The organism is Streptomyces sp. NPDC002564 (assembly GCF_042889645.1).
Taxonomy (GTDB): Bacteria; Actinomycetota; Actinomycetes; order Streptomycetales; family Streptomycetaceae; genus Streptomyces.
Genome location: NZ_JBIARE010000002.1, coordinates 963,367 through 982,257, shown reverse-complemented (window position 1 = coordinate 982,257; position 18,891 = coordinate 963,367). Strand labels below are relative to the sequence as shown.

The 18,891-nt window shown below is 72.6% G+C and carries 16 protein-coding genes; 12 read left to right on the top strand and 4 right to left on the bottom strand.

All coding sequences use genetic code 11. The features are described from left to right. Positions 1–172 precede the first annotated feature (172 nt). Positions 173–691 carry a cupin domain-containing protein gene (locus ACFYXE_RS10560; protein WP_389311021.1) on the top strand — a complete coding sequence of 173 codons (519 nt, stop codon included), beginning with the start codon at positions 173–175 and terminating at the stop codon, positions 689–691. Positions 692–753: 62 nt separating this feature from the next. Continuing rightward, positions 754–2,325, top strand: coding sequence for an ATP-dependent DNA ligase (locus tag ACFYXE_RS10555; protein WP_389311019.1), 1,572 nt, complete (start codon positions 754–756; stop codon positions 2,323–2,325). A 57-nt stretch (positions 2,326–2,382) separates the two neighbouring features. Here the strand turns inward: ACFYXE_RS10555 and ACFYXE_RS10550 are convergent, their stop codons facing one another. Further along, positions 2,383–4,653 (bottom strand): MMPL family transporter, encoded by a 2,271-nt coding sequence (locus ACFYXE_RS10550; RefSeq protein ID WP_389311017.1) that lies wholly within the window; start codon positions 4,651–4,653, stop codon positions 2,383–2,385. A gap of 273 nt (positions 4,654–4,926) precedes the next feature. Here ACFYXE_RS10550 and ACFYXE_RS10545 point away from each other — a divergent pair, with 273 nt between their 5' ends. The 6 genes from ACFYXE_RS10545 to ACFYXE_RS10520 all read left to right on the top strand — a co-directional run bounded on the left by ACFYXE_RS10545 (position 4,927) and on the right by ACFYXE_RS10520 (position 11,632). Further along, on the top strand, positions 4,927–5,412 hold the full coding sequence (locus ACFYXE_RS10545) for a TrkA C-terminal domain-containing protein (protein ID WP_361169822.1): 486 nt from the start codon (positions 4,927–4,929) through the stop codon (positions 5,410–5,412). A 4-nt stretch (positions 5,413–5,416) separates the two neighbouring features. After that, a complete protein-coding gene (locus ACFYXE_RS10540; protein WP_389311014.1) occupies positions 5,417–6,697 on the top strand; it encodes a cation:proton antiporter in 1,281 nt (426 codons plus the stop codon). Positions 6,698–7,007: 310 nt separating this feature from the next. Continuing rightward, positions 7,008–7,727 (top strand): hypothetical protein, encoded by a 720-nt coding sequence (locus ACFYXE_RS10535; RefSeq protein WP_389311012.1) that lies wholly within the window; start codon positions 7,008–7,010, stop codon positions 7,725–7,727. Between the two features lie 115 nt (positions 7,728–7,842). Beyond that, positions 7,843–8,436, top strand: a complete 594-nt coding sequence (locus tag ACFYXE_RS10530; protein WP_389311010.1) for a sigma-70 family RNA polymerase sigma factor — start codon at positions 7,843–7,845, stop codon at positions 8,434–8,436. Positions 8,437–8,545: 109 nt separating this feature from the next. Next, the gene (locus ACFYXE_RS10525) at positions 8,546–10,084 is read left to right on the top strand and encodes an MFS transporter (protein ID WP_389311008.1); all 1,539 of its coding nucleotides are present in this window, start codon (positions 8,546–8,548) and stop codon (positions 10,082–10,084) included. Positions 10,085–10,096: 12 nt separating this feature from the next. Continuing rightward, on the top strand, positions 10,097–11,632 hold the full coding sequence (locus tag ACFYXE_RS10520; RefSeq protein ID WP_389311006.1) for an MFS transporter: 1,536 nt from the start codon (positions 10,097–10,099) through the stop codon (positions 11,630–11,632). On the opposite strand, the gene ACFYXE_RS10515 is transcribed toward ACFYXE_RS10520, so the two are convergent. Next, a complete protein-coding gene (locus tag ACFYXE_RS10515) occupies positions 11,613–12,083 on the bottom strand; it encodes a GNAT family N-acetyltransferase (RefSeq protein ID WP_389311004.1) in 471 nt (156 codons plus the stop codon). The genes ACFYXE_RS10520 and ACFYXE_RS10515 overlap by 20 nt on opposite strands. A 239-nt stretch (positions 12,084–12,322) precedes the next feature. On the opposite strand from ACFYXE_RS10515, the gene hemC reads away from it, so the two are divergent. Next, entirely contained in the window at positions 12,323–13,258 is a 936-nt protein-coding gene (hemC, locus tag ACFYXE_RS10510) for a hydroxymethylbilane synthase (RefSeq protein ID WP_389311002.1), read from the top strand. A 169-nt stretch (positions 13,259–13,427) separates the two neighbouring features. Next, positions 13,428–14,522, top strand: a complete 1,095-nt coding sequence (locus tag ACFYXE_RS10505; RefSeq protein WP_389311000.1) for a chemotaxis protein — start codon at positions 13,428–13,430, stop codon at positions 14,520–14,522. A 78-nt stretch (positions 14,523–14,600) separates the two neighbouring features. Here the strand turns inward: ACFYXE_RS10505 and ACFYXE_RS10500 are convergent, their stop codons facing one another. Together ACFYXE_RS10500 and ACFYXE_RS10495 are read right to left on the bottom strand one after the other, a co-directional pair. Then, positions 14,601–15,872, bottom strand: a complete 1,272-nt coding sequence (locus ACFYXE_RS10500; RefSeq protein WP_389310998.1) for an arginine deiminase — start codon at positions 15,870–15,872, stop codon at positions 14,601–14,603. A gap of 77 nt (positions 15,873–15,949) precedes the next feature. Then, the gene (locus tag ACFYXE_RS10495; protein WP_389310996.1) at positions 15,950–17,407 is read right to left on the bottom strand and encodes a basic amino acid/polyamine antiporter; all 1,458 of its coding nucleotides are present in this window, start codon (positions 17,405–17,407) and stop codon (positions 15,950–15,952) included. A gap of 358 nt (positions 17,408–17,765) precedes the next feature. On the opposite strand from ACFYXE_RS10495, the gene ACFYXE_RS10490 reads away from it, so the two are divergent. Continuing rightward, entirely contained in the window at positions 17,766–18,032 is a 267-nt protein-coding gene (locus ACFYXE_RS10490) for a GlsB/YeaQ/YmgE family stress response membrane protein (RefSeq protein ID WP_389310994.1), read from the top strand. A 118-nt stretch (positions 18,033–18,150) separates the two neighbouring features. Beyond that, positions 18,151–18,717: a type 1 glutamine amidotransferase domain-containing protein gene (locus ACFYXE_RS10485; RefSeq protein WP_389310992.1), complete on the top strand. Its 567-nt coding sequence runs from the start codon at positions 18,151–18,153 to the stop codon at positions 18,715–18,717. The last annotated feature ends 174 nt before the right edge of the window (positions 18,718–18,891 follow it).

Genomic DNA, 18,891 nt, shown 5'->3' with positions numbered 1-18,891 from the left:
CTCCGCCCTCCGCCCTAGACCTGCCGCCCTCCGCCCCGGCCCGTCCAAGGTCGTCCGGAAGCCCGATGCCGCCCTCCCTGCCGGGAAGACACCATTCCGGTGAAGAGCCGCCGTCGGGTCACAGCCCGCAGGACGGCGACGGCTTGCCAGGGGACCAGCGAAGGAGCACGTCATGTCGTACTCGGACCACCTCGTCTACCCGGAGCCCCGCTACCACGGCGCCAGGGGTGAGGTGAACGCGAGTTTCCGCCCGGCCGATACCCCGCCGGAGATCAGTTCGCCCGGCGGTTCCACCAGCTACCTCGCCACCCACGAGTCGACCGGCGGCGAGTTCGGGCTCTACAAGGCCGAGCTGGGGCCCCGGTCGGCCGGGGCCAAGACCCACTTCCACCGGGCCATGTCGGAGTCCTTCTACATCCTCTCCGGCGAACTGGAGCTCTACGACGGCGAGAAGTGGGTGACGGGCCGCGAGGGCGCCTTCCTGTACGTCCCGGTCGGCGGTCTGCACGCGTTCAGGAACGTGACCGACGAGCCCATGTCCATGCTCATGCTCTTCTCCCCCGGCGCCCCGCGCGAGGAGTACTTCGAGCAGGTCGCCGAGGTGGCACAGCGCGGCCCGGCCGAGCTCAAGGAGTTCCGCATCCGGCACGACAGCTACTTCGCCGAGGACCTCGAACCCGGCACGACCTGACGCGGCACGACCCGACCCGGCGCGCCCGTGCGGCGGGAGCGTCGCCGGGGCAGGATGGCCCCATGCTGCTTGCCCGGCTCGCGCACGTGTCCAAGGAAGTGGCCGCCACCTCGGCGCGGTCCCGGAAGATCGCCCTGCTCGCCGAGCTGTTCCGGGCCGCCGAGCCGGACGACGTGCCGATCGCCATCCCCTATCTCTCGGGGCGGCTGCCGCAGGGCCGGCTCGGCATCGGCTGGAGCACCCTGAAGGACGGCCCGCCGCCCGCCGCCGAACCCACTCTGACGGTGCGGGGCGTGGACGCGGCACTCACCGCCGTCGGCGCGGTGTCCGGCAGCGGGTCACAGGGCGAACGCCGCCGCCTGACAGGCGAGTTGATGGGCGCAGCGACCGCCGACGAACAGCGGTTCCTGATCGGTCTGCTCACCGGCGAGGTACGCCAGGGGGCCCTGGACGCCGTGGCCGTCGAGGGGCTCGCCCTCGCCACGGAGACGCCGGCGGCCGCGGTGCGCCGCTCGGTGATGCTGGCCGGTGCGGTGAGCCCGGTCGCCCAGGCGCTGCTGGCCCGGGGCGCGGAGGCCCTGGACGAGTTCCGGCTCACGGTGGGCCGTCCCGTACAGCCCATGCTCGCGCACAGTGCCGCTTCGGTCGCCGAGGGCATCGACAAGCTGGGGCCGTGCGCCGTCGAGGAGAAGCTCGACGGCATCCGGGTGCAGGTCCACCGGGACGGCGACGACGTGCGCGTCTACACCCGCACCCTGGACGACATCACCGACCGGCTGCCCGAGCTGACCGCCGCGGCGCGAGGCCTGGCAGGGACCCGGTTCATCCTGGACGGCGAGGTCATCGCGCTGGACGGCGACGGGCGGCCGCGCCCATTCCAGGAGATCGCCGGACGCGTCGGCTCCCGCCTGGACGTGACGGCGGCGGCAGCCGGGCTTCCCCTGTCCCCCGTCTTCTTCGACGCCCTCTCCGTGGGCGGCCGGGACCTCCTCGACCTGCCCTTCGCCGAGCGGCACGCGGCGCTGGCGGCGCTGGTGCCCGAGCCGATGCGGGTGCGGCGCGCGCTCGTCGCGGACCCGGACGACGCACGGCTGCGCGGCGAGGCCCAGGAGTTCTTCGAGGCCACCCTCGGCCGCGGTCACGAAGGGGTCGTCCTGAAGGGACTCGACGCCCCTTACAGCGCGGGCCGCCGGGGCGCGTCCTGGCTGAAGGTCAAGCCCGTGCACACCCTGGACCTGGTGGTCCTGGCCGCCGAGTGGGGCCATGGGCGGCGCACCGGCAAGCTCTCCAACCTGCACCTGGGCGCCCGGCGGCCCGACGGCACGTTCGCGATGCTCGGCAAGACCTTCAAGGGGATGACGGACGCGATGCTCGCCTGGCAGACCGAGCGGCTGCAGGAGCTCAAGGTCGACGAGAGCGGCTACGTCGTGACGGTCCGCCCCGAACTCGTCGTGGAGATCGCCTACGACGGCCTGCAGAAGTCCACCCGCTACCCGGCGGGCGTCACGCTCCGCTTCGCCCGGGTCGTGCGCTACCGCGAGGACAAGTCCCCCGACAAGGCGGACACGGTCGAGACGGTCCTGGCGAACGCGCCGGGCGTGGCACCGGGTTCCGACGCCCCCGACTCCGCGTGACCGAACTCCACGTGACCCACGGTCGGCAACCGGCTGCCGAAAGGACTCCGTGGCCGGTCACGGGGCCGCGGTCCGGGGCCGCTCCGCGGACTCCGCCTCGCCCTCGGTGTCGATGTGCGGCAGGATCCGGTCGAGCCATCGCGGCGTCCACCACGCGTGGGCGCCGAGCAGGGTCATCACCGCCGGGACGAGCAGCAGCCTGACGACGGTCGCGTCGATCAGCACACTGACCGCGAGGCCGAGTCCGAGCATCTTGACCACGATGTTGTCGCTGACGATGAACGCGGCGAACACGCTCACCATGATCAGGGCGGCGCAGGTGATCACGCGTGCGGTGATCTCCAGGGCGTGGGCGACGCTCTCCTTCGCGTCGCCGCCGCGCAGCCAGAACTCGTGGACGCGCGACAGCAGGAAGATCTCGTAGTCCATGCTCAGCCCGAAGATGATCGCGAACATCATCATCGGCACGTAGCTCTCGATGGGGACCTTGCCCGACACCCCGAGGGCGGGCCCGCCCCAGCCCCACTGGAAGACGGCCACGACGACGCCGTAGGAGGCGGCGATGGAGAGCACGTTGAGGACCGCGGCCTTCAGGGCGACCAGCAGCCCGCGGAAGACGATCAGGATGATGACGAAGGCGAGGGCGACGACCACGGCGATGATGAACGGCAGCCGGTGCGCGACGATGTCGCGGAAGTCGACCTGGGCGGCCGTGGTCCCGGTGACGTAGGTCTGGGCGTCGGTGCCGGACACCGCCTGCGGGAGCGTGTCGTCGACCAGCCGGTTCGTGAGGTCGGTGGTGTCCTGGCTCTGCGGCGACGCCTTGGAGAAGACGGTGCCGACGAGCACGTCGCCGTCCTTGGTGGGGGTGAGCGGCGTGACCGCCGCCGCTCCCTGGACGCCGTCCAGCGTCTTCTGCGCCTGGGAGGCCAGGGTGGCGCGCTGGTCTGCGGGCACGTCCGTCTGGTCGATCACCACGGTCAGCGGCCCGTTGGAACCCGGCCCGAAGGCCTGCGACATGGTGTCGTACGCCCGCCGGTCGGTGAACGACGTCGGGTCGGCTCCGTCGCCGATGTGCCCGAGCTGGATGAAGAACAGCGGGATGGCCAGGATCACCACGGTGACGAGACCGCCCGCCAGGAACCACAGGGGCCGTCGCTCCACCCGCTGTGCGTAGCGGTGCCACACGCCGTGCGCCGGCACGTCGGGTCCGGCGTCGGCCTCCGCCACGGTCCGGCCCACGCGCAGCCGGTCGATGCGCTTGCCGAGCAGCCCGAGCAGGGCGGGTACGAGCGTGAGGGCACCGGCGACCGCGGAGACGACGGTCACGGCGGCCGCGAGCCCGAGTTTGCTGATGAAGGAGACGCCGGAGACGGACAGACCGGCCAGGGCGATGACGACGGTGCAGCCCGAGACGAGGACCGCGCGCCCGCTGGTCGCGTTGGCGCGGCCGGCGGCCCGCACGGGATCGACGCCGTTCATGAGGAGCTGGCGGTGGCGGGTGAGGATGAACAGGGCGTAGTCGATGCCGACACCCAGGCCGATCATGGTGGCCAGCGTCGGCGACACGGTGGCGAAGGTGAAGGCGGCGGCCAGGAGCCCCAGGCAGGCGAGGCCGCCGAGGACCGCGAGCAGCGCGGTCACCAGGGGGAGCAGCGCGGCGACGACGCTGCCGAAGCCGATGAGCAGGACGACGACGGCCACCGCGAAGCCGATCGCCTCGCTGACGCGGTCGTCCGGTGCGGGCCTGGCCAGCTCGCCCAGCGGTCCGCCGTACTCGACGTCGACCCCTGCGGCGCGCAGGGGTTGCACGGCGTTGTCCACGCCGGTCAGGTAGTCGTCGCCGAGGGTGGAGGGCTGTACGTCGAAACGGACGGTGATGTAGCCCGTCTTCCCGTCGTCGGAGAGCGGCCCGACGTTGGGCTGCGGGGGCTGTCCGGAGGCGGCCTGCGGGTTCGAGGGCAGCGGGTTCTGTGCCGAGAGCACGTGCGGCAGCTTCTGGAGGTCGCCGATCGTCTCGCCCATCTGGGAGCCGACCGACGTCAGCGGCTTGCCGGCGTCGCGCAGGACGATCTGGCTGCTGTACCCGCCTGCGGCCGGGTCGTGCTTCTTGAGGACGTCCACGCCTTGCGTGGACTGCACTCCGGGGAGGCTGAAGTCGTCCGAGTACGCGCCGCCGAACGACCTGTTGAGCACCTGGAGCGCGGCGAGGACCACGAGCCAGGCGACGATGACGAGCACGAAATGTCGTGCGCACCACTCCCCCAGCGCCCGGAGTCCCCCGGTCCGGCTCGGGCCGCCCTTGGATCTGCTGCGGGTCGCGGACATGTGCTGCTCCAGGGAGGAGACGGATCCCCTTTATGCGTTCATTAAAAGCCCGTGTGATCGCCGTGTCCTGGCGAGAGCGGGGGCGGAGCCCGAGGGACCGGGAGCGGAGCCCGAGGAACCGGTGGCGGAGCCCGAGGAACCGGGAGTGGAGCCTGACGGCCGCGCGGTGGGGTACCGGACGGGATCCGGATCCCGTCGGCTGGATTTTGCCAATCCTTGGCCCCGATAGGGTGACACCCGGGGAAGATCATCCATCGCGCAAGGGGAGAAACCGTGCCCGCATCACGCCTCAGCCGTACGCCGCTTCCCGGCATCGGCATCCGTTACGACCTGACGACCCGAGAACAGCAGCGCCTCTCGGTGGTCGCCCACCGGGACGGCGCCAGGACGCTGAACGCCTACCGGTCCGACGACCCCGACGAGTGCGCGCTTTCGGTGCGGCTGAGCTCGGGCGAGGCGGACGCGCTGATCGACGCCCTGATGCCGTCGCACCACAGCCCGAACCTGCTGCACACCACGGACCTGGGGCTGGTCGCGGAGCGCGTGCTGCTCTCGGCGACCTCGCACTGGAACGGTCGGCTCCTGGGCGAGACCCGGATGCGGACCGAGACGGGCGTGTCCATCGTGGCCGTGCTGCGGCGGGCCGACGCCATTCCGTCGCCGAACCCCGACTTCCGGCTGGCCGGCGGCGACACCCTCATCGTCATCGGGACGCGCGAGGGCGTGGAGACGGCCGCGACCATACTCGGTCGGGAGTGATCGCGTGCATTCCGCTGTCCTCCTGATCGAATTCGGCGCGATCATCCTCGCGCTGGGGCTGCTCGGCCGGTTCGCCGGCCGGTTCCAGTTCTCGCCGATCCCGCTGTACCTGCTTGCCGGACTCGCGTTCGGCGAGGGCGGGCTGCTGCCGCTCGGCGCGAGCGAGGAGTTCGTCGCCATCGGCGCCGAGATCGGCGTCATCCTGCTGCTGCTGATGCTCGGGCTCGAGTACACCGCCAGCGACCTCGTCACCAACCTCAAGACGCAGTACCCGGCCGGTCTGGTCGACTGCACGCTGAACGCCCTGCCGGGCGCGATCGCCGCGCTGCTGATGGGCTGGGGTCCGGTCGCCGCCGTCGTGCTCGCCGGTGTCACCTGGATCTCGTCGTCCGGTGTGATCGCGAAGGTCCTGGGCGACCTCGGCCGCCTCGGCAACCGCGAGACCCCGGTCATCCTCAGCGTCCTGGTCCTCGAAGACCTGGCGATGGCCGTCTATCTGCCGATCATCACCGCGCTGCTGGCCGGCGTCGGTCTGGCCGCGGGCAGCCTGACGCTGGCGATCGCGCTCGGCGCCGCGGGGCTCGTCCTGTTCATCGCGGTGCGCTACGGGCGGCTGATCTCCAAGTTCGTCTCCAGCGACGACCCGGAGAAGCTGCTCCTGGTGGTACTTGGTCTGACCATCCTCGTCGCGGGCATCGCGCAGCAGCTCCAGGTGTCCGCCGCCGTCGGCGCGTTCCTCGTGGGCATCGCGCTCTCCGGTGAGGTCGCCGAGGGCGCCCACTCGCTGCTCGCGCCGCTGCGGGACCTCTTCGCCGCCGTCTTCTTCGTCTTCTTCGGGCTGCACACCGACCCGTCGAGCATTCCCCCGGTGCTGCTGCCCGCGCTCGCGCTGGCCGTGGTCACCGCGCTGACGAAGATCGCGACCGGCTACTGGGCGGCCCGCCGTGCGGGCATCTCGGTCAAGGGCCGCTGGCGGGCCGGTGGCGCCCTGGTGGCGCGCGGCGAGTTCTCCATCGTCATCGCGGGCCTCGCGGTCGCCGCCGGCATCGAGCCGTCGCTCGGCCCGCTGGCCACGGCGTACGTCCTGATCCTCGTCGTCGTCGGCCCGCTGACCGCCCGTTACACGCAGCCCATCGCGGGCCGTCTGGGCGGCGTGCTCGCCCGGCGGCGCGGGACCGCCGAGCCCGGCGCCACGGCCGACACCGCAACCGCCACCGCGCAGGTCCCCGGCCCCCGCGGGACGGTCGAGTCCCTCGACGGGCAGGACGTGCCCGACCGTTCCTAGGACTCATCCCGGGGAAGGCCCGGACAGCGGCACGTCGGACGGCACGCGGGACACGGTTCCCCGTGCCGTCCGGGCTTTCCGGGGTGCCCGACGGCCCGAGGTGACGGCCCGATGTGACGGCCCGATGTGACGGCCCGACAGGAACGGGCGCGCGGGGCGCCGTCCGGCCCACGCCCCCGCCGTCCCCCGCACCGGCGGAGGTCGCGCGAGCGGTCGGCGGCCGTCGCCCGGCAGCGGCGGATCAGGGCACTTCGGGCATCTCGGGGACTCGCCGCCCCCAACCCCCCTGACGCCTGGCACGATGCTCCCCATGACCTCAGGTCCGGCGTTCCGCCTCGCACGAGCCGCGATGTTCGCGGCCGTCTGCGTGGTGGCGACGGCCCTGGGGCACGCGCTGATGTCCGCCGCCCCGCTGCCCTGGTGGGCGGTGGCGTACGCGTTCGCCGCCACCGTCGCCGCCGCCTGGTGGCTGACCGGCCGTGAGCGCGGCGCGTCCGCGGTCGTCGGCGCCACCGTCGCCGCGCAGTTGTGCCTGCACGAACTCTTCGGCCTGGCGCAGCGGATCAGCGCGCCGGCGGGCGACAGCGGACCGCCCGCCGCGGTCGCTCCGCCCGGTGACGGCATGAACCACATGAACCACGCGATGCCGATGACCGGTCCGCGGCCCGGCGCCGGGCCGGGGTCCGGCGGCTCCGCGCACACCGCGCTCATGCCGGACGAGGGCGCCTCGCACTGGATCATGTCGGTCTTCGGGCACAGCGGCCTCGGCATGTTCCTCGCCCACGTCGTCGCCGCCCTCGTCTGCGCGCTGTGGCTGTGGCGCGGCGAGGCCGCCGTCTTCCGGACCGGGCGCGCGCTCGCCGCGTTCGTGTTCGTGCCGCTGCGGTTCGTCCTCGCGGTCCTGGTCACCGCCCTGCCGCCCACGCCGCCGCACGTCGGCGCGCTCGTACCCGTGCCGCGGCTGCGCGGGGCCCTTCTCCAGCACGTCGTCTCACGCAGAGGTCCACCGGTCCTTCCGGTCCGTTCCTGAGACCGCCCGCGCCCCTCGGTGCCGGGCGGATATTCGGCGTCCCCGCACGCGCAGGCCCCGCCGCGCCGTGCGCGCGCCGACTTCCCGAACTCCCTTCACCGAAGGACCTTTTGCGATGACTCCTGCCCTTGTGCGGTCCCGGTCCGGCACCGACATGACCCGTGACGACCTGATCACCCAGTGGGCGCTCGCGGCCCGTGACGGCGACGCCGCCGCGTTCGAGCGGTTCGTGCAGGCCACGCGCCGCGACGTGTGGCGCTTCGTGGCCCACCTCAGCGGTGACCTGCACGGCGCCGACGACCTGACCCAGGAGACGTACCTGCGGGCCCTGACCTCGCTGAACGGCTACGCGGCCCGGGCCTGCGCGCGCACCTGGCTGCTCGCCATAGCGCGCCGGGTCGTCGCCGACCGCTTCCGCTCGGCGGCGGCCCGGCCGCGGATCGCCGACACCGGGGACTGGCAGGCGGCCGCCGAGCGCGCCCAGCCGCGCGGTGTGCCCGGGTTCGAGGAGGGCGTGGCGCTGCTCGACCTCCTGGAGACCCTGGACGCACCGCGCCGCGAGGCGTTCGTCCTGACCCAGCTCGCCGGTCTGCCGTACGCGGACGCGGCGGCGGCCGTCGGCTGTCCCATCGGCACCGTGCGATCCCGGGTGGCGCGCGCCCGGGAGCGCGTGAGCGAGCTGCTGCTGGCCGCCGACCACGGCGCCTAGGGCGTGGCGGGCCTCCCTGCGGGTGAGGCCCGCCGCGGCGCGCGAAGATCCCCGGTCGCGCCACCCGACCAGGGCGTTTAGCGTGGGGCGGGGGTGTCTGGAGGCCACCATGGACCGTGAAGCCGTGCCCGCGCCGGAGCCCGTCCCCATGTCGGATCCCGCCCGCGAGCCCGCACCGCCGACCTCCGTGCCGCACACGGGAGGCGGGCGTCACGAACACCGGTGGCTGATCCTCGCGGTGATCGGCATCGCCCAGCTCATGGTGGTGCTCGACGCGACCATCGTGAACATCGCGCTGCCGTCCGCCCAGAAGGACCTGGGCTTCTCCGACGGCAACCGCCAGTGGATCGTCACCGCCTACGCGCTCGCCTTCGGCTCCCTGCTGCTGCTCGGCGGTCGCATCGCCGACCTGGTGGGGCGCAAGGTCGTCTTCCTCGCGGGTCTTGCCGGATTCGCGGTGGCCTCGGCGCTCGGCGGCGCCGCGAACAGCTTCTCCATGCTGGTCGCGGCCCGCGCCCTGCAGGGCATGTTCGGCGCACTGCTCGCGCCGGCCGCGCTGTCGCTCCTGACGACCACGTTCACCGACGCCCGGGAGCGCGCCAAGGCGTTCGGCATCTACGGCGCGATCGCGGGCGCGGGCGGCGCGGTGGGACTGCTGCTCGGCGGTGTCCTCACCGAGTACCTGAACTGGCGCTGGTGCCTGTACGTGAACCTCGCGTTCGCCGTGATCGCGATGCTCGGCGGCGCACGCCTGCTGCACGCGGGCGCGCCTCCGGACCGGCCCAAGCTGGACGTGCCCGGCACCGTACTGGTGTCCGCCGGTCTCTTCTGCATCGTCTACGGCTTCTCCAACGCCGAGACGCACGCCTGGAGCGACGCACTGACCTGGGGATTCCTGGTCGTCGGCGCGGTCCTCCTGGTGCTCTTCGCGTGGTGGCAGACGCGCGCCACACATCCGCTGCTGCCGCTGCGGGTCGTGCTGGACCGGGACCGCGGGGCGTCGTTCCTCGCGATGTTCATCTCCGGCGCCGGCATGTTCGGGGTGTTCCTCTTCCTCACCTACTACCTGCAGCAGATCCTCCAGTACACCCCGGTCAAGACCGGTCTGGCGTTCCTGCCGATGGTCGCGGTGATGGTGGTGGCCTCGGTGGTGACCACGAACAACCTGGTGCCGCGGATGGGCGCGAAGCCCATCGTGCCGCTGGGCATGGGGCTTTCCGCGGCCGGCATGGCCTGGCTGACCGCGCTGGACGTCACCAGCGGGTACGCCGCGCACGTCCTGCCGCCGCTGCTGGTCGCCGGACTCGGCCTCGGCCTGATCTTCGCCCCGGCGATGAGCATGGCGACGGCCGGAGTCGCGGCCCACGACGCGGGCGTGGCCTCGGCCATGGTCAACACCAGCCAGCAGGTGGGCGGTTCGATCGGCACGGCGCTGCTCAACACGCTCGCCACCACGGCGGCCTCCAACTACCTGGTGGGCAAGGAGCCGACGCCCCAGGTGCAGGCCCAGGCGGCGATGCAGTCGTACTCGACGGCGTACTGGTGGTCGGCGCTCTTCTTCGCGGTCGGACTGGTCGTTACCGTGATCCTGTACCGCAGAGGCGCGCCGGCGCCGACCCCGACGGACGGCGGCGCGGTCCACATGTAGGGCGGTGACGCGATGGCTTCCGGTCCGGCCCCGACCTCGAGCGCGGCCCCGGCCGCCGGGGACGGTGTGGCGCTGTCCTCGGCCCGCGGCCGCTGGGTGCTGACCTGCGCGGTCCTGGCGTCCGGGATGGCGCTGCTGGACGGCACGGTCGTCAACGTCGCCCTGCCCACGCTGGGCAGGGACCTCGGCGCGTCGCTCTCGGCGCTGCAATGGGTCGTCAACGCCTACATGCTCACGCTGTCGGCCCTGCTGCTGCTCGGCGGGGCGCTGGGCGACCGCCTGGGGCGGCGGCGCACCCTCGTCATCGGTGTGGTGTGGTTCGCGGCGGCGTCCGCGCTGTGCGGCCTCGCCCAGGACGCGGGGACGCTGATCGCGGCCCGGGCGCTGCAGGGCATCGGCGGCGCGCTCCTGACGCCGGGTTCGCTGGCGCTGGTGCGGGCCTCGTACCGGCCCGAGGACCAGGCCCGCGCGGTGGGCGCGTGGTCGGGGCTCGGCGGGGTGGCGGGGGCGGTGGGCCCGTTCCTCGGCGGCTGGCTGATCGACGGTCCCGGCTGGCGGTGGATCTTCCTGATCAACGTGCCGCTGGCCGCGCTGGTGCTGTTCGCGGTGCGGCACGTGCCGGAGAGCCGCGACGAGACGGCGTCCCGGCGGCCCTTCGACGTCACCGGCGCCTGTCTGGCCGCGCTGTTCCTCGCGGGCATCAGCTTCGCGCTGATCGGGGCGTCCGGCGACAGCCCGGCGGCGGGCACGGTCCTGCCGGGGGTCCTGGGGCTCGCGGCGGGCGTCGCGTTCGTCGTGGTCGAGCACCGCAGGCGCGACCCGATGATGCCCCTGGAGCTGTTCCGCTCGCGCCTGTTCAGCGCGGCCAACATCATGACGCTGTGTCTGTACGCGGCCATCGGCGGCATCCTGTTCATGCTGCCGGTGCAGCTCCAGACGACGCTCGGGTACGACGCGCTGCAGGCCGGCACCGCGACGCTGCCGATCACCGTCCTGATGCTGCTCCTGTCGGCCTCCGCGGGTGACCTGGCCCGCCGCCTCGGTCCGCGACCGCCGCTCGTCGTGGGGCCGTTGGTGGCCGCCGCCGGAGTGCTCCTGATGCTGCGCGTGCGGCCCGGCGCCGCGTACGTCACCGAGGTACTGCCCGCGGTGGTCGTCCTGGGTCTGGGGATGAGCCTGTTCGTCGCGCCGCTGACGGCGACCGTGCTCGCCTCGGTCGACGCGAGCCGCGCGGGGCTCGCCAGCGGGGTCAACAACACGGCGGCGCGCATCGCGCAGCTCCTCGTGGTGGCCGGTCTGCCGCTCGCGGTCGGCCTCTCCGGCACGGCGTACGCGGATCCGGGGGCGCTGGACTCCGCCTTCGGGAAGGCGGCCGTGGGCTGTGCGTCGCTGTTCGCCCTCGCGGCGCTGGCCGCCGCGGTGTTCGTCCGGCCGAGCCCGACGGCCTGGCACGGCGAGCGCGGCAACGCACCGCAGTGCAAGACCTGTCTGGGCGTCCAGTCGCCACCGCTGGAGCCCGGCAGCCCGACTACCGGGACGTCTCCTTGACGAAGAGGGTCACCGACACGCTCGCCTCGAAGCCGTTGCGCCGCATCAGGCCCGCCGAGGCGGTGTTGCGGGACTCGACGTCGGTGACGACGGCGCTCGCGCCCGCCTCCGTGAGCGTGGCGCAGCAGGCCTTCACCAGGCGGCTCGCGATGCCCTGGCCCTGGTACTCGGGGGCGCTCGCGATCCACTCCAGGTTGCCCCAGTCGGTGCGCTGGTCGAAGCCCATCGACCCGAGCACGAACCCGGCCAGACGTCCGCCGTCCAGCGCCACCCAGCAGGCGGACGCCTCGCCGTCCATGTGCCCGGCGATAGCAGACAGGGACCACGAGGTGTACGGCTTCACGGACGTGTCGTAGACCCGGCGGCCCAGAGCGAGGACGTCGGCCAGATGGGTGGCCGCCATCGGTGCGAGGTCGATCACGGGGCGCTCCGGCGCGGCGGGGGTCGGCATGGGTCCTCCCAGGGGCGGGCGGGGGCCTCGACCACCGCGTTTCGTGCACCTCACGCTATGAGGCGGCCGTCGCGCGCGCATGCCGGGACGGGCGGGGCGGGCCCCGCGCGCCGCCGCCGGGCGCGCCCCCGCGCCGCACCCGGGCCACCCGGTACGCGCCAACTGCCGCGTACCCGCAGTCCTTTGATCAGTTGGACGCCGGTCCTGCGCACCCCCTCGGAGCCCTTATCGTGGTGCGCATGTCCGTTCCTGATCTCATCCGCATCGTCTCCCGCTCCTCCCCCATGGCCCTGGCCCAGGTGGAGCGCGTCCGCAGCGAACTCGCCGTCCTGCACCCCGGCATCCGTACCGAGGTCGTGCCGGTCACCACCTCCGGCGACCGCTGGATGGGCGATCTGGCGGCGCTCGGCGGCAAGGGGGCGTTCACCAAGGAGGTCGACGCGACGCTGCTGGCCGGTGAGGCCGATCTGGCGGTGCACTGCGTCAAGGACATCCCGGCGGACCGGCCGCTGCCCGCGGGCACCACGTTCGCCGCGTTCCTCGCGCGGGACGACATCAGGGACGCGCTGATCCACCCGGGCGGCCTCACGCTCGACGAGCTGCCCGCCGGGACCCGCATCGGCACCTCGTCGGTGCGACGGGTGGCCCAGCTCGCGGCCTCGCACCCGGAGTTGGAGTGCGTGCCGATGCGGGGCAACGCGGGCCGCCGGCTGGAGAAGCTCGCGGCGGGCGACGCCGACGCGCTGCTGCTCGCCCAGTCGGGCCTCGACCGGATCGGCCGCCCCGAGCTGGCCAGCGAGATCCTGTCGGTGGAGACGATGTGTCCGCCGATCGGCGCGGGCATCCTGGCCCTGCAGTGCCGTGCGGACGACACCGCGACCATCGACGCCGTGTCGGACCTCGGCGACACGAACGCCTGGCGCGAGGCGACCGCCGAACGGATGTTCCTGCACGTCCTGCAAGGGCACTGCAATTCGCCGATCGCCGGGTACGCGCGCTCGGAGCGCGGCGGCGACCTGTCGCTGCGCGCCTGCGTGTTCACGCCCGACGGCAAGACGGTCCTCAACGCCCACGAGTGGGCGGGCCCGCTCGACCCCGCGACCCTCGGCACGTCCGTGGCCGTCGCGCTGCTGCGCCAGGGCGCCCGCGATCTGATCGACGGCATCGCCCACTGATCCACCCCGGTTCCGCGACCGCCCCCTGCCCGTACGGCGTCAGGGGGCGGTCGCGTGTCCGGGCCGTGCCGGTCAGGCCCGGCGACGACGTGCCCCGGCCCTCATTCCGTCATATCGTGCATTGCGGAACCAAAGGCCACGTAGGACACGCCGTCCCGGAAGGGCCCTCATGCACCGCTCACTCACCTCCACCACCCTGGCCGAGCTGCGCAGACCGCGCCCCTATCCGGCCGTCACGGTGGTGCTGCCGACCCATCGCCGAGAGCCGGACAACGCGCAGGATCCGGTGCGGCTGCGCAATCTCGTCGCCGAGGCGAAGGAGCGGCTCCGCGCCGACCCCGCCGTCACGGCCGAGCGCGCGCACGACGGCTCCGGGCACCTGGACCGGGCGCTGGACGAGGTGGACCTCGTGCACGCCGAGGACGGTCTGGTCCTCCTCGCCGCGCCCGGTGAGCACCAGGTGTGGTCCCTGACCCGCGCCGTGCCCGCCCGGGTCGTGCTCGCCGACACGTTCCTGACCCGCAACCTGGTCGCCGCCCAGGCCGCCGAGCGTCCGTACTGGGTGCTCACCGTCTCCGCCGACCGCGTCACCCTCTGGAACGGCACGCCCGAGCGGGTCACGGAGCACCAGGGGGACGGGTTCCCGCTGACGCGGAGCCTGGAGGACCCCGACGCCCAGCGCAAGGAGCGGATCGGCGACGTGCCGAGCACCTTCCGCGACGAGCAGACCCGCACGTTCCTGCGGGACGCCGACCACGCTCTGGCCAACGTGCTGCACGCCGACCCGCGCCCCCTGCTGGTGGCGGGGGAAGCGGCCGCGCTCTCCCTGCTCGGCGATGTCGGCACCGCCACCCACGGGGCCACGCAGATCCGGCACGGCGGCCTGGCGCAGGGGCCCGCGAAGGCGGTCCACGAGGCGGTCGGACCCGCACTCGCCGAACGTGACAGGGCCGAACAGGACGCGACGCTGAAGGAGTTGGACTCCGCGCAGGGCCGCAAGCAGTACGCGGCGGGGCTCGACGACGTCTGGCAGAACGTGACGGCCGGCCGGGTCGGACTGCTGGCGGTGGAGGACAGCTACCGTGCCACCGTGCGTGACCACGGGGGCCACCTGGAACCGGCCGAGACCGGCGACCTCGACGCGCGCGACGACATCGTGGACGAGATCGTCGAACGGGCCCTGGAGTCCGGCGCCGAGGTGCGCTTCCTGCCCGAGGACACCCTCACCGACCGGGGCCGGATCTCCGCCGCTCTGCGGTACTGACCGCGCTCCCCGCCGACGGCCGCTGATCAGCAGTGATCAGCGGCCCGTCCGCGCCGGGCCGCTGGACTGCGCCGGCCCTCAGAACTCCACCGGCTCCCGGACGAGCGGGCACGTCATGCAGTGCCCGCCGCCGCGCCCCCGGCCGAGCTCCGCCCCGACGATGGTGATGACCTCCACCCCCGCCTTGCGCAGCAGGGTGTTGGTCTGGGTGTTGCGGTCGTACGTGAAGACCACGCCCGGTTCCAGGGCCACGGCGTTGTTGCCGCTGTCCCACTGCTGGCGCTCCGACGCGTACACGTCGCCGCCCGTCTCGATCACCCGCAGTCCGGAGAGGCCGAGGGCCCCGGCGACGACGTCGACGAAGGAGCGCGACCCCTCGTCGGTCACGTCGATGCCGGAGGGCGAGTCGCCGGGGCGCAGCGTGAACGTGTGCACCGCGTCCATGATCCGCGGGTAGAGCGTGACGACGTCGCGGTCGGCGAAGGTGAAGACGGTGTCGAGGTGCATCGCCGCGCGCAGCTTGGGCATGCCCGCGACGACGACCCGGTCGGCCGCGCCCTTCTCGAACAGGGCCGCCGCGACCTGCGTGATGGCCTGTCGTGAGGTGCGCTCGCTCATGCCCATCAGGACGACGCCGCCGCCGACCGGCATGATGTCGCCGCCCTCGAAGGTGGCCTGGCCCCAGTCCTGTTCGGGGTCGCCCCACCACACGGTGGCGCCGGTGAAGTCGGGGTGGAACTGGTAGACGGCCTTCATGAGGAGCGTCTCGTCGTGCCGCGCCGGCCAGTACAGCGGGTTGAGCGTCACGCCGCCGTACAGCCAGCAGGTCGTGTCGCGGGTGTAGAGCGTGTTCGGCAGCGGTGGCATGAGGTATTCGCGTACGCCCGTGGACTCGCGGGCGAGGGCGACATGGTCGGAGCGGAACTCGTCCGGCAGGTCGGCGGTGGCGAGGCCGCCGATGAGGTACTCGGCGAGCTTGTGCGGTTCCAGGGTCTCCAGGAAGGCACGGGTGCCGTCGCCGACCCCGACCCCGACCTCGTTCGCCGTGATCTTCCGCTCCAGGAGCCAGTCGCGGGCGCCGGGCGTCGCCATCGTCCGGGCGAGCACCTCGTGCAGTTCGACGACCTCGACGTCCCGCTGGCGCAGCTTGTTCACGAAGTCCGCGTGGTCGCGCTGGGCGTTCTCCACCCACATGACGTCGTCGAAGAGCAGGTCCTCCGCGTTGGTCGGGGTGAGCCGCCGGTGGGCGAGGCCGGGAGCGCAGACCAGGACCTTGCGGAGCCTGCCGACCTCGGAGTGGACGCCGTGGGGCGCTGCGCTGGGGGTGTCGGTGGTGTCGTTGCTGGTCACGGGGTGCCTTTCCGGGAATGGCCGGTCACGGTGGGCCTGGGGGATGCGGTCGCGGGGGGCTCGTCCCGCGCTGCCGGTCAGAGGCTGATCCAGCCCGCCGCCAGGGCGATCACGCCCACGACGGCGCCGATGACCGAGACGGCGAGGATGACGAGTTCGCGGGGGGAGAAGAGGCGTCGGCCCTGCTCGCGCCTGGCCATCACGAACAGGATGGTGGCCGGGGCGTAGAGGACGAAGGAGACGAGGACGAACTTCAGTCCGGCCGCGAACAGCAGGAACGTCGTGTAGAGCACCGCGACGGCCCCCACGGCCAGTTCGCCGCGTGTCGCCCTGCCGCCCTCGGTCCTGCCGTCCGGCCGCAGGGCGATCTTGACGGCGAACCCGGCGGCCAGCAGGTACGGGATGAGCGAGAGTGAACTGGTCAGGTCGAGGGCGAAGTTGAACGCGTCGTCGGAGAAGAGGGTGACGACCAGGACGACCTGGGTGAGGCAGGTGGTCATGAGCAGCGCCGGGACCGGCACGTCGGCGGCGGTGGAGCGGCCGAGGAAACGCGGCATGTCGTCGTCCTTGGCGGCCACGAAGAGGACTTCCGCGGACATCAGCGTCCAGGCGAGGTAGGCGCCGAGCACCGAGACGATGAGGCCGACGCTGATGAACACCTGGCCCCAGGTGCCGACCGCGGACTCCAGGACCCCGGCCATCGACGGCTGCCGCAGATCGGCGATCTCGCTCATCGGCAGGAGGCCGTACGACACGATGGTGACCGAGGCGAAGACGGCGAAGACGCTGAGGAAGCCGAGGACGGTCGCCCGCCCCACGTCCTTGCGGCGCTCGGCGTGGCGCGAGTACACGCTGGCGCCCTCGACGCCGAGGAAGACGAAGACGGTCGCCAGCATCGTGCCGCGCACCTGGTCGAACAGCGAGCCCGCGTAGTCCGCGCCGCCGAAGTTGTCCGCGAAGACGTCCGCCTTGAAGTAGAAGAGCGCGAGGACGACGAAGAACAGGATCGGCACGATCTTGGCCACGGTGACGATCCGGTTGATCGCCGCCGCCTCCTTGACGCCCCTGCGGATGAGGAGGAAGAACCCCCACAGGCCGAGCGAGGAGAGCACCACGGCCAGCACCGTGTCGCCGTCGCCGAGGCCCGGCCAGATCGCGCCGACCGTCGACATGATCAGCACCCAGTACGTCACGTTGCCGACGCAGGCGCTGGCCCAGTACCCGAACGCCGAGAAGAAGCCGAGGTATTCGCCGAACCCGGCCTTGGCGTAGGCGTAGACACCGGCGTCCAGGTCGGGCCGCCGCACGGCGAGCGTCTGGAAGACGAAGGCGAGCATCAGCATGCCGGCACCCGCGATCGCCCACGCGATCAGCGCGCCGGCGACACCCGTCTCCTCGGCGAAGCGCCGCGGGAGCGAGAAGACCCCGGCCCCGACCATCGAGCCGACGACCATCGTGGTCAGCGTGAGCATGCTCAGCTTGACGCTAGGGGCCCGGCCCGGTGCGGTGTCGGCCCTGGTGTCCGCGTGGCTCATGACGCTCCTCGTCGGTGCGCGGAGGGGAAGTCCGCGGGCCACCGCACGGTCGACGACCCACTGGGAGCCGTGGGGCGATGCCGGTGACCGCGAGATCACCGAGATCGAAAATCTATCGCGGTCCGGTCGGAATGTCCTGATATCGGGCGATCGGGAGACCGCCTCGCCGAGAGGACCATCAGCCCCCGCACAGGGGCCTTTGGTCCCGGATTGCGCCACGCCCCAGGGGCACCCGGTTCCCTGCACCGGCCCCCCGGCCGCCGGAGCCGTCCGGCGGCGGACACCTCGGCGTGTGGTCATGCTGAGGAGGGGTACCGGGGCGATCGATCGACTTCGAGAAGGAACGGAAGGTAGCACCGTGGGCGTCATCGCCTGGATCCTGGTGGGCTTGATCGCGGGAGCGATCGCGAAGGCACTGACTCCGGGGAAGGACCCGGGCGGGATCATCGTCACGATGCTCATCGGCATCGTCGGCGGGCTGCTCGGCGGCTGGCTCGGCAAGGTGATCTTCGGGGTGGAGTCGATCAGCGGCTTCTTCCACCTGTCCACCTGGATCGCGGCCGTCGTCGGGGCCGTCATCGTCCTGTTCGCGTACCGGATGATCCGCGGCCGCAGCGCCCACTGAGCAGCGACAGGCCCCCGCCGGGCGGCCGCGCACCCGCGAGGGACGGCACGCCCACCGGCGGCAGCAGCGCAAGAAGAACACCGCAGCAAGGACACAGCACCAGCAGAAAGGCAGCGTCATGGCCCAGAACACACTGAACGGCCGCCGCGTCCTGGCGATCGTCACCAATTACGGAGTCGAGCAGGACGAGCTCGTGGTGCCGGTGCAGCACCTGCGTGAGCGCGGTGCGCAGGTCGACGTGGCCGCCGTGTCGGCGGAGGAGATCAGCACCCTCGTCGGCGACAAGGATCCCGGCGAGACCGTCACACCCGACCTCACCCTCGCCGACGCGGACACGTCCTCGTACGACCTGCTGCTCATCCCGGGCGGCACCATCAACGCCGACGGGCTGCGGCTCGACGGGACCGCCGTCTCGACGGTGCGCGCCTTCGCGGACTCGGGCCGCAAGGTGGCGGCGATCTGCCACGGTCCGTGGCTGCTCGTCGAGGCCGGGGTCCTGGAGGGCAAGACACTCACCTCGTACCCCTCGGTCGCCACCGACATCCGGAACGCCAAGGGCACCTGGGTCGACAAGGCCGTCATGCACTGCGGCGCGAACGACTGGGACCTCATCACCTCGCGCACGCCCGACGACCTGGAGGACTTCCTCCGCGAGATCGACGCCACGCTCGGCGCGGCGGCCTGACGAGGGCGTCACCCGCCTCGGGGAAACGGGGCGCGGTCGCGTGACACGGCGGTGGGGGGGGGGGGGGGCCCCCCCCCCCCCGGCGGGGGGGGGGGCCCCGGGGTCACACAAAAAATTAAAAAAAAATTAAACACCAACAATAAACCGACACCGCGTCGCACGACACCCCCCGCG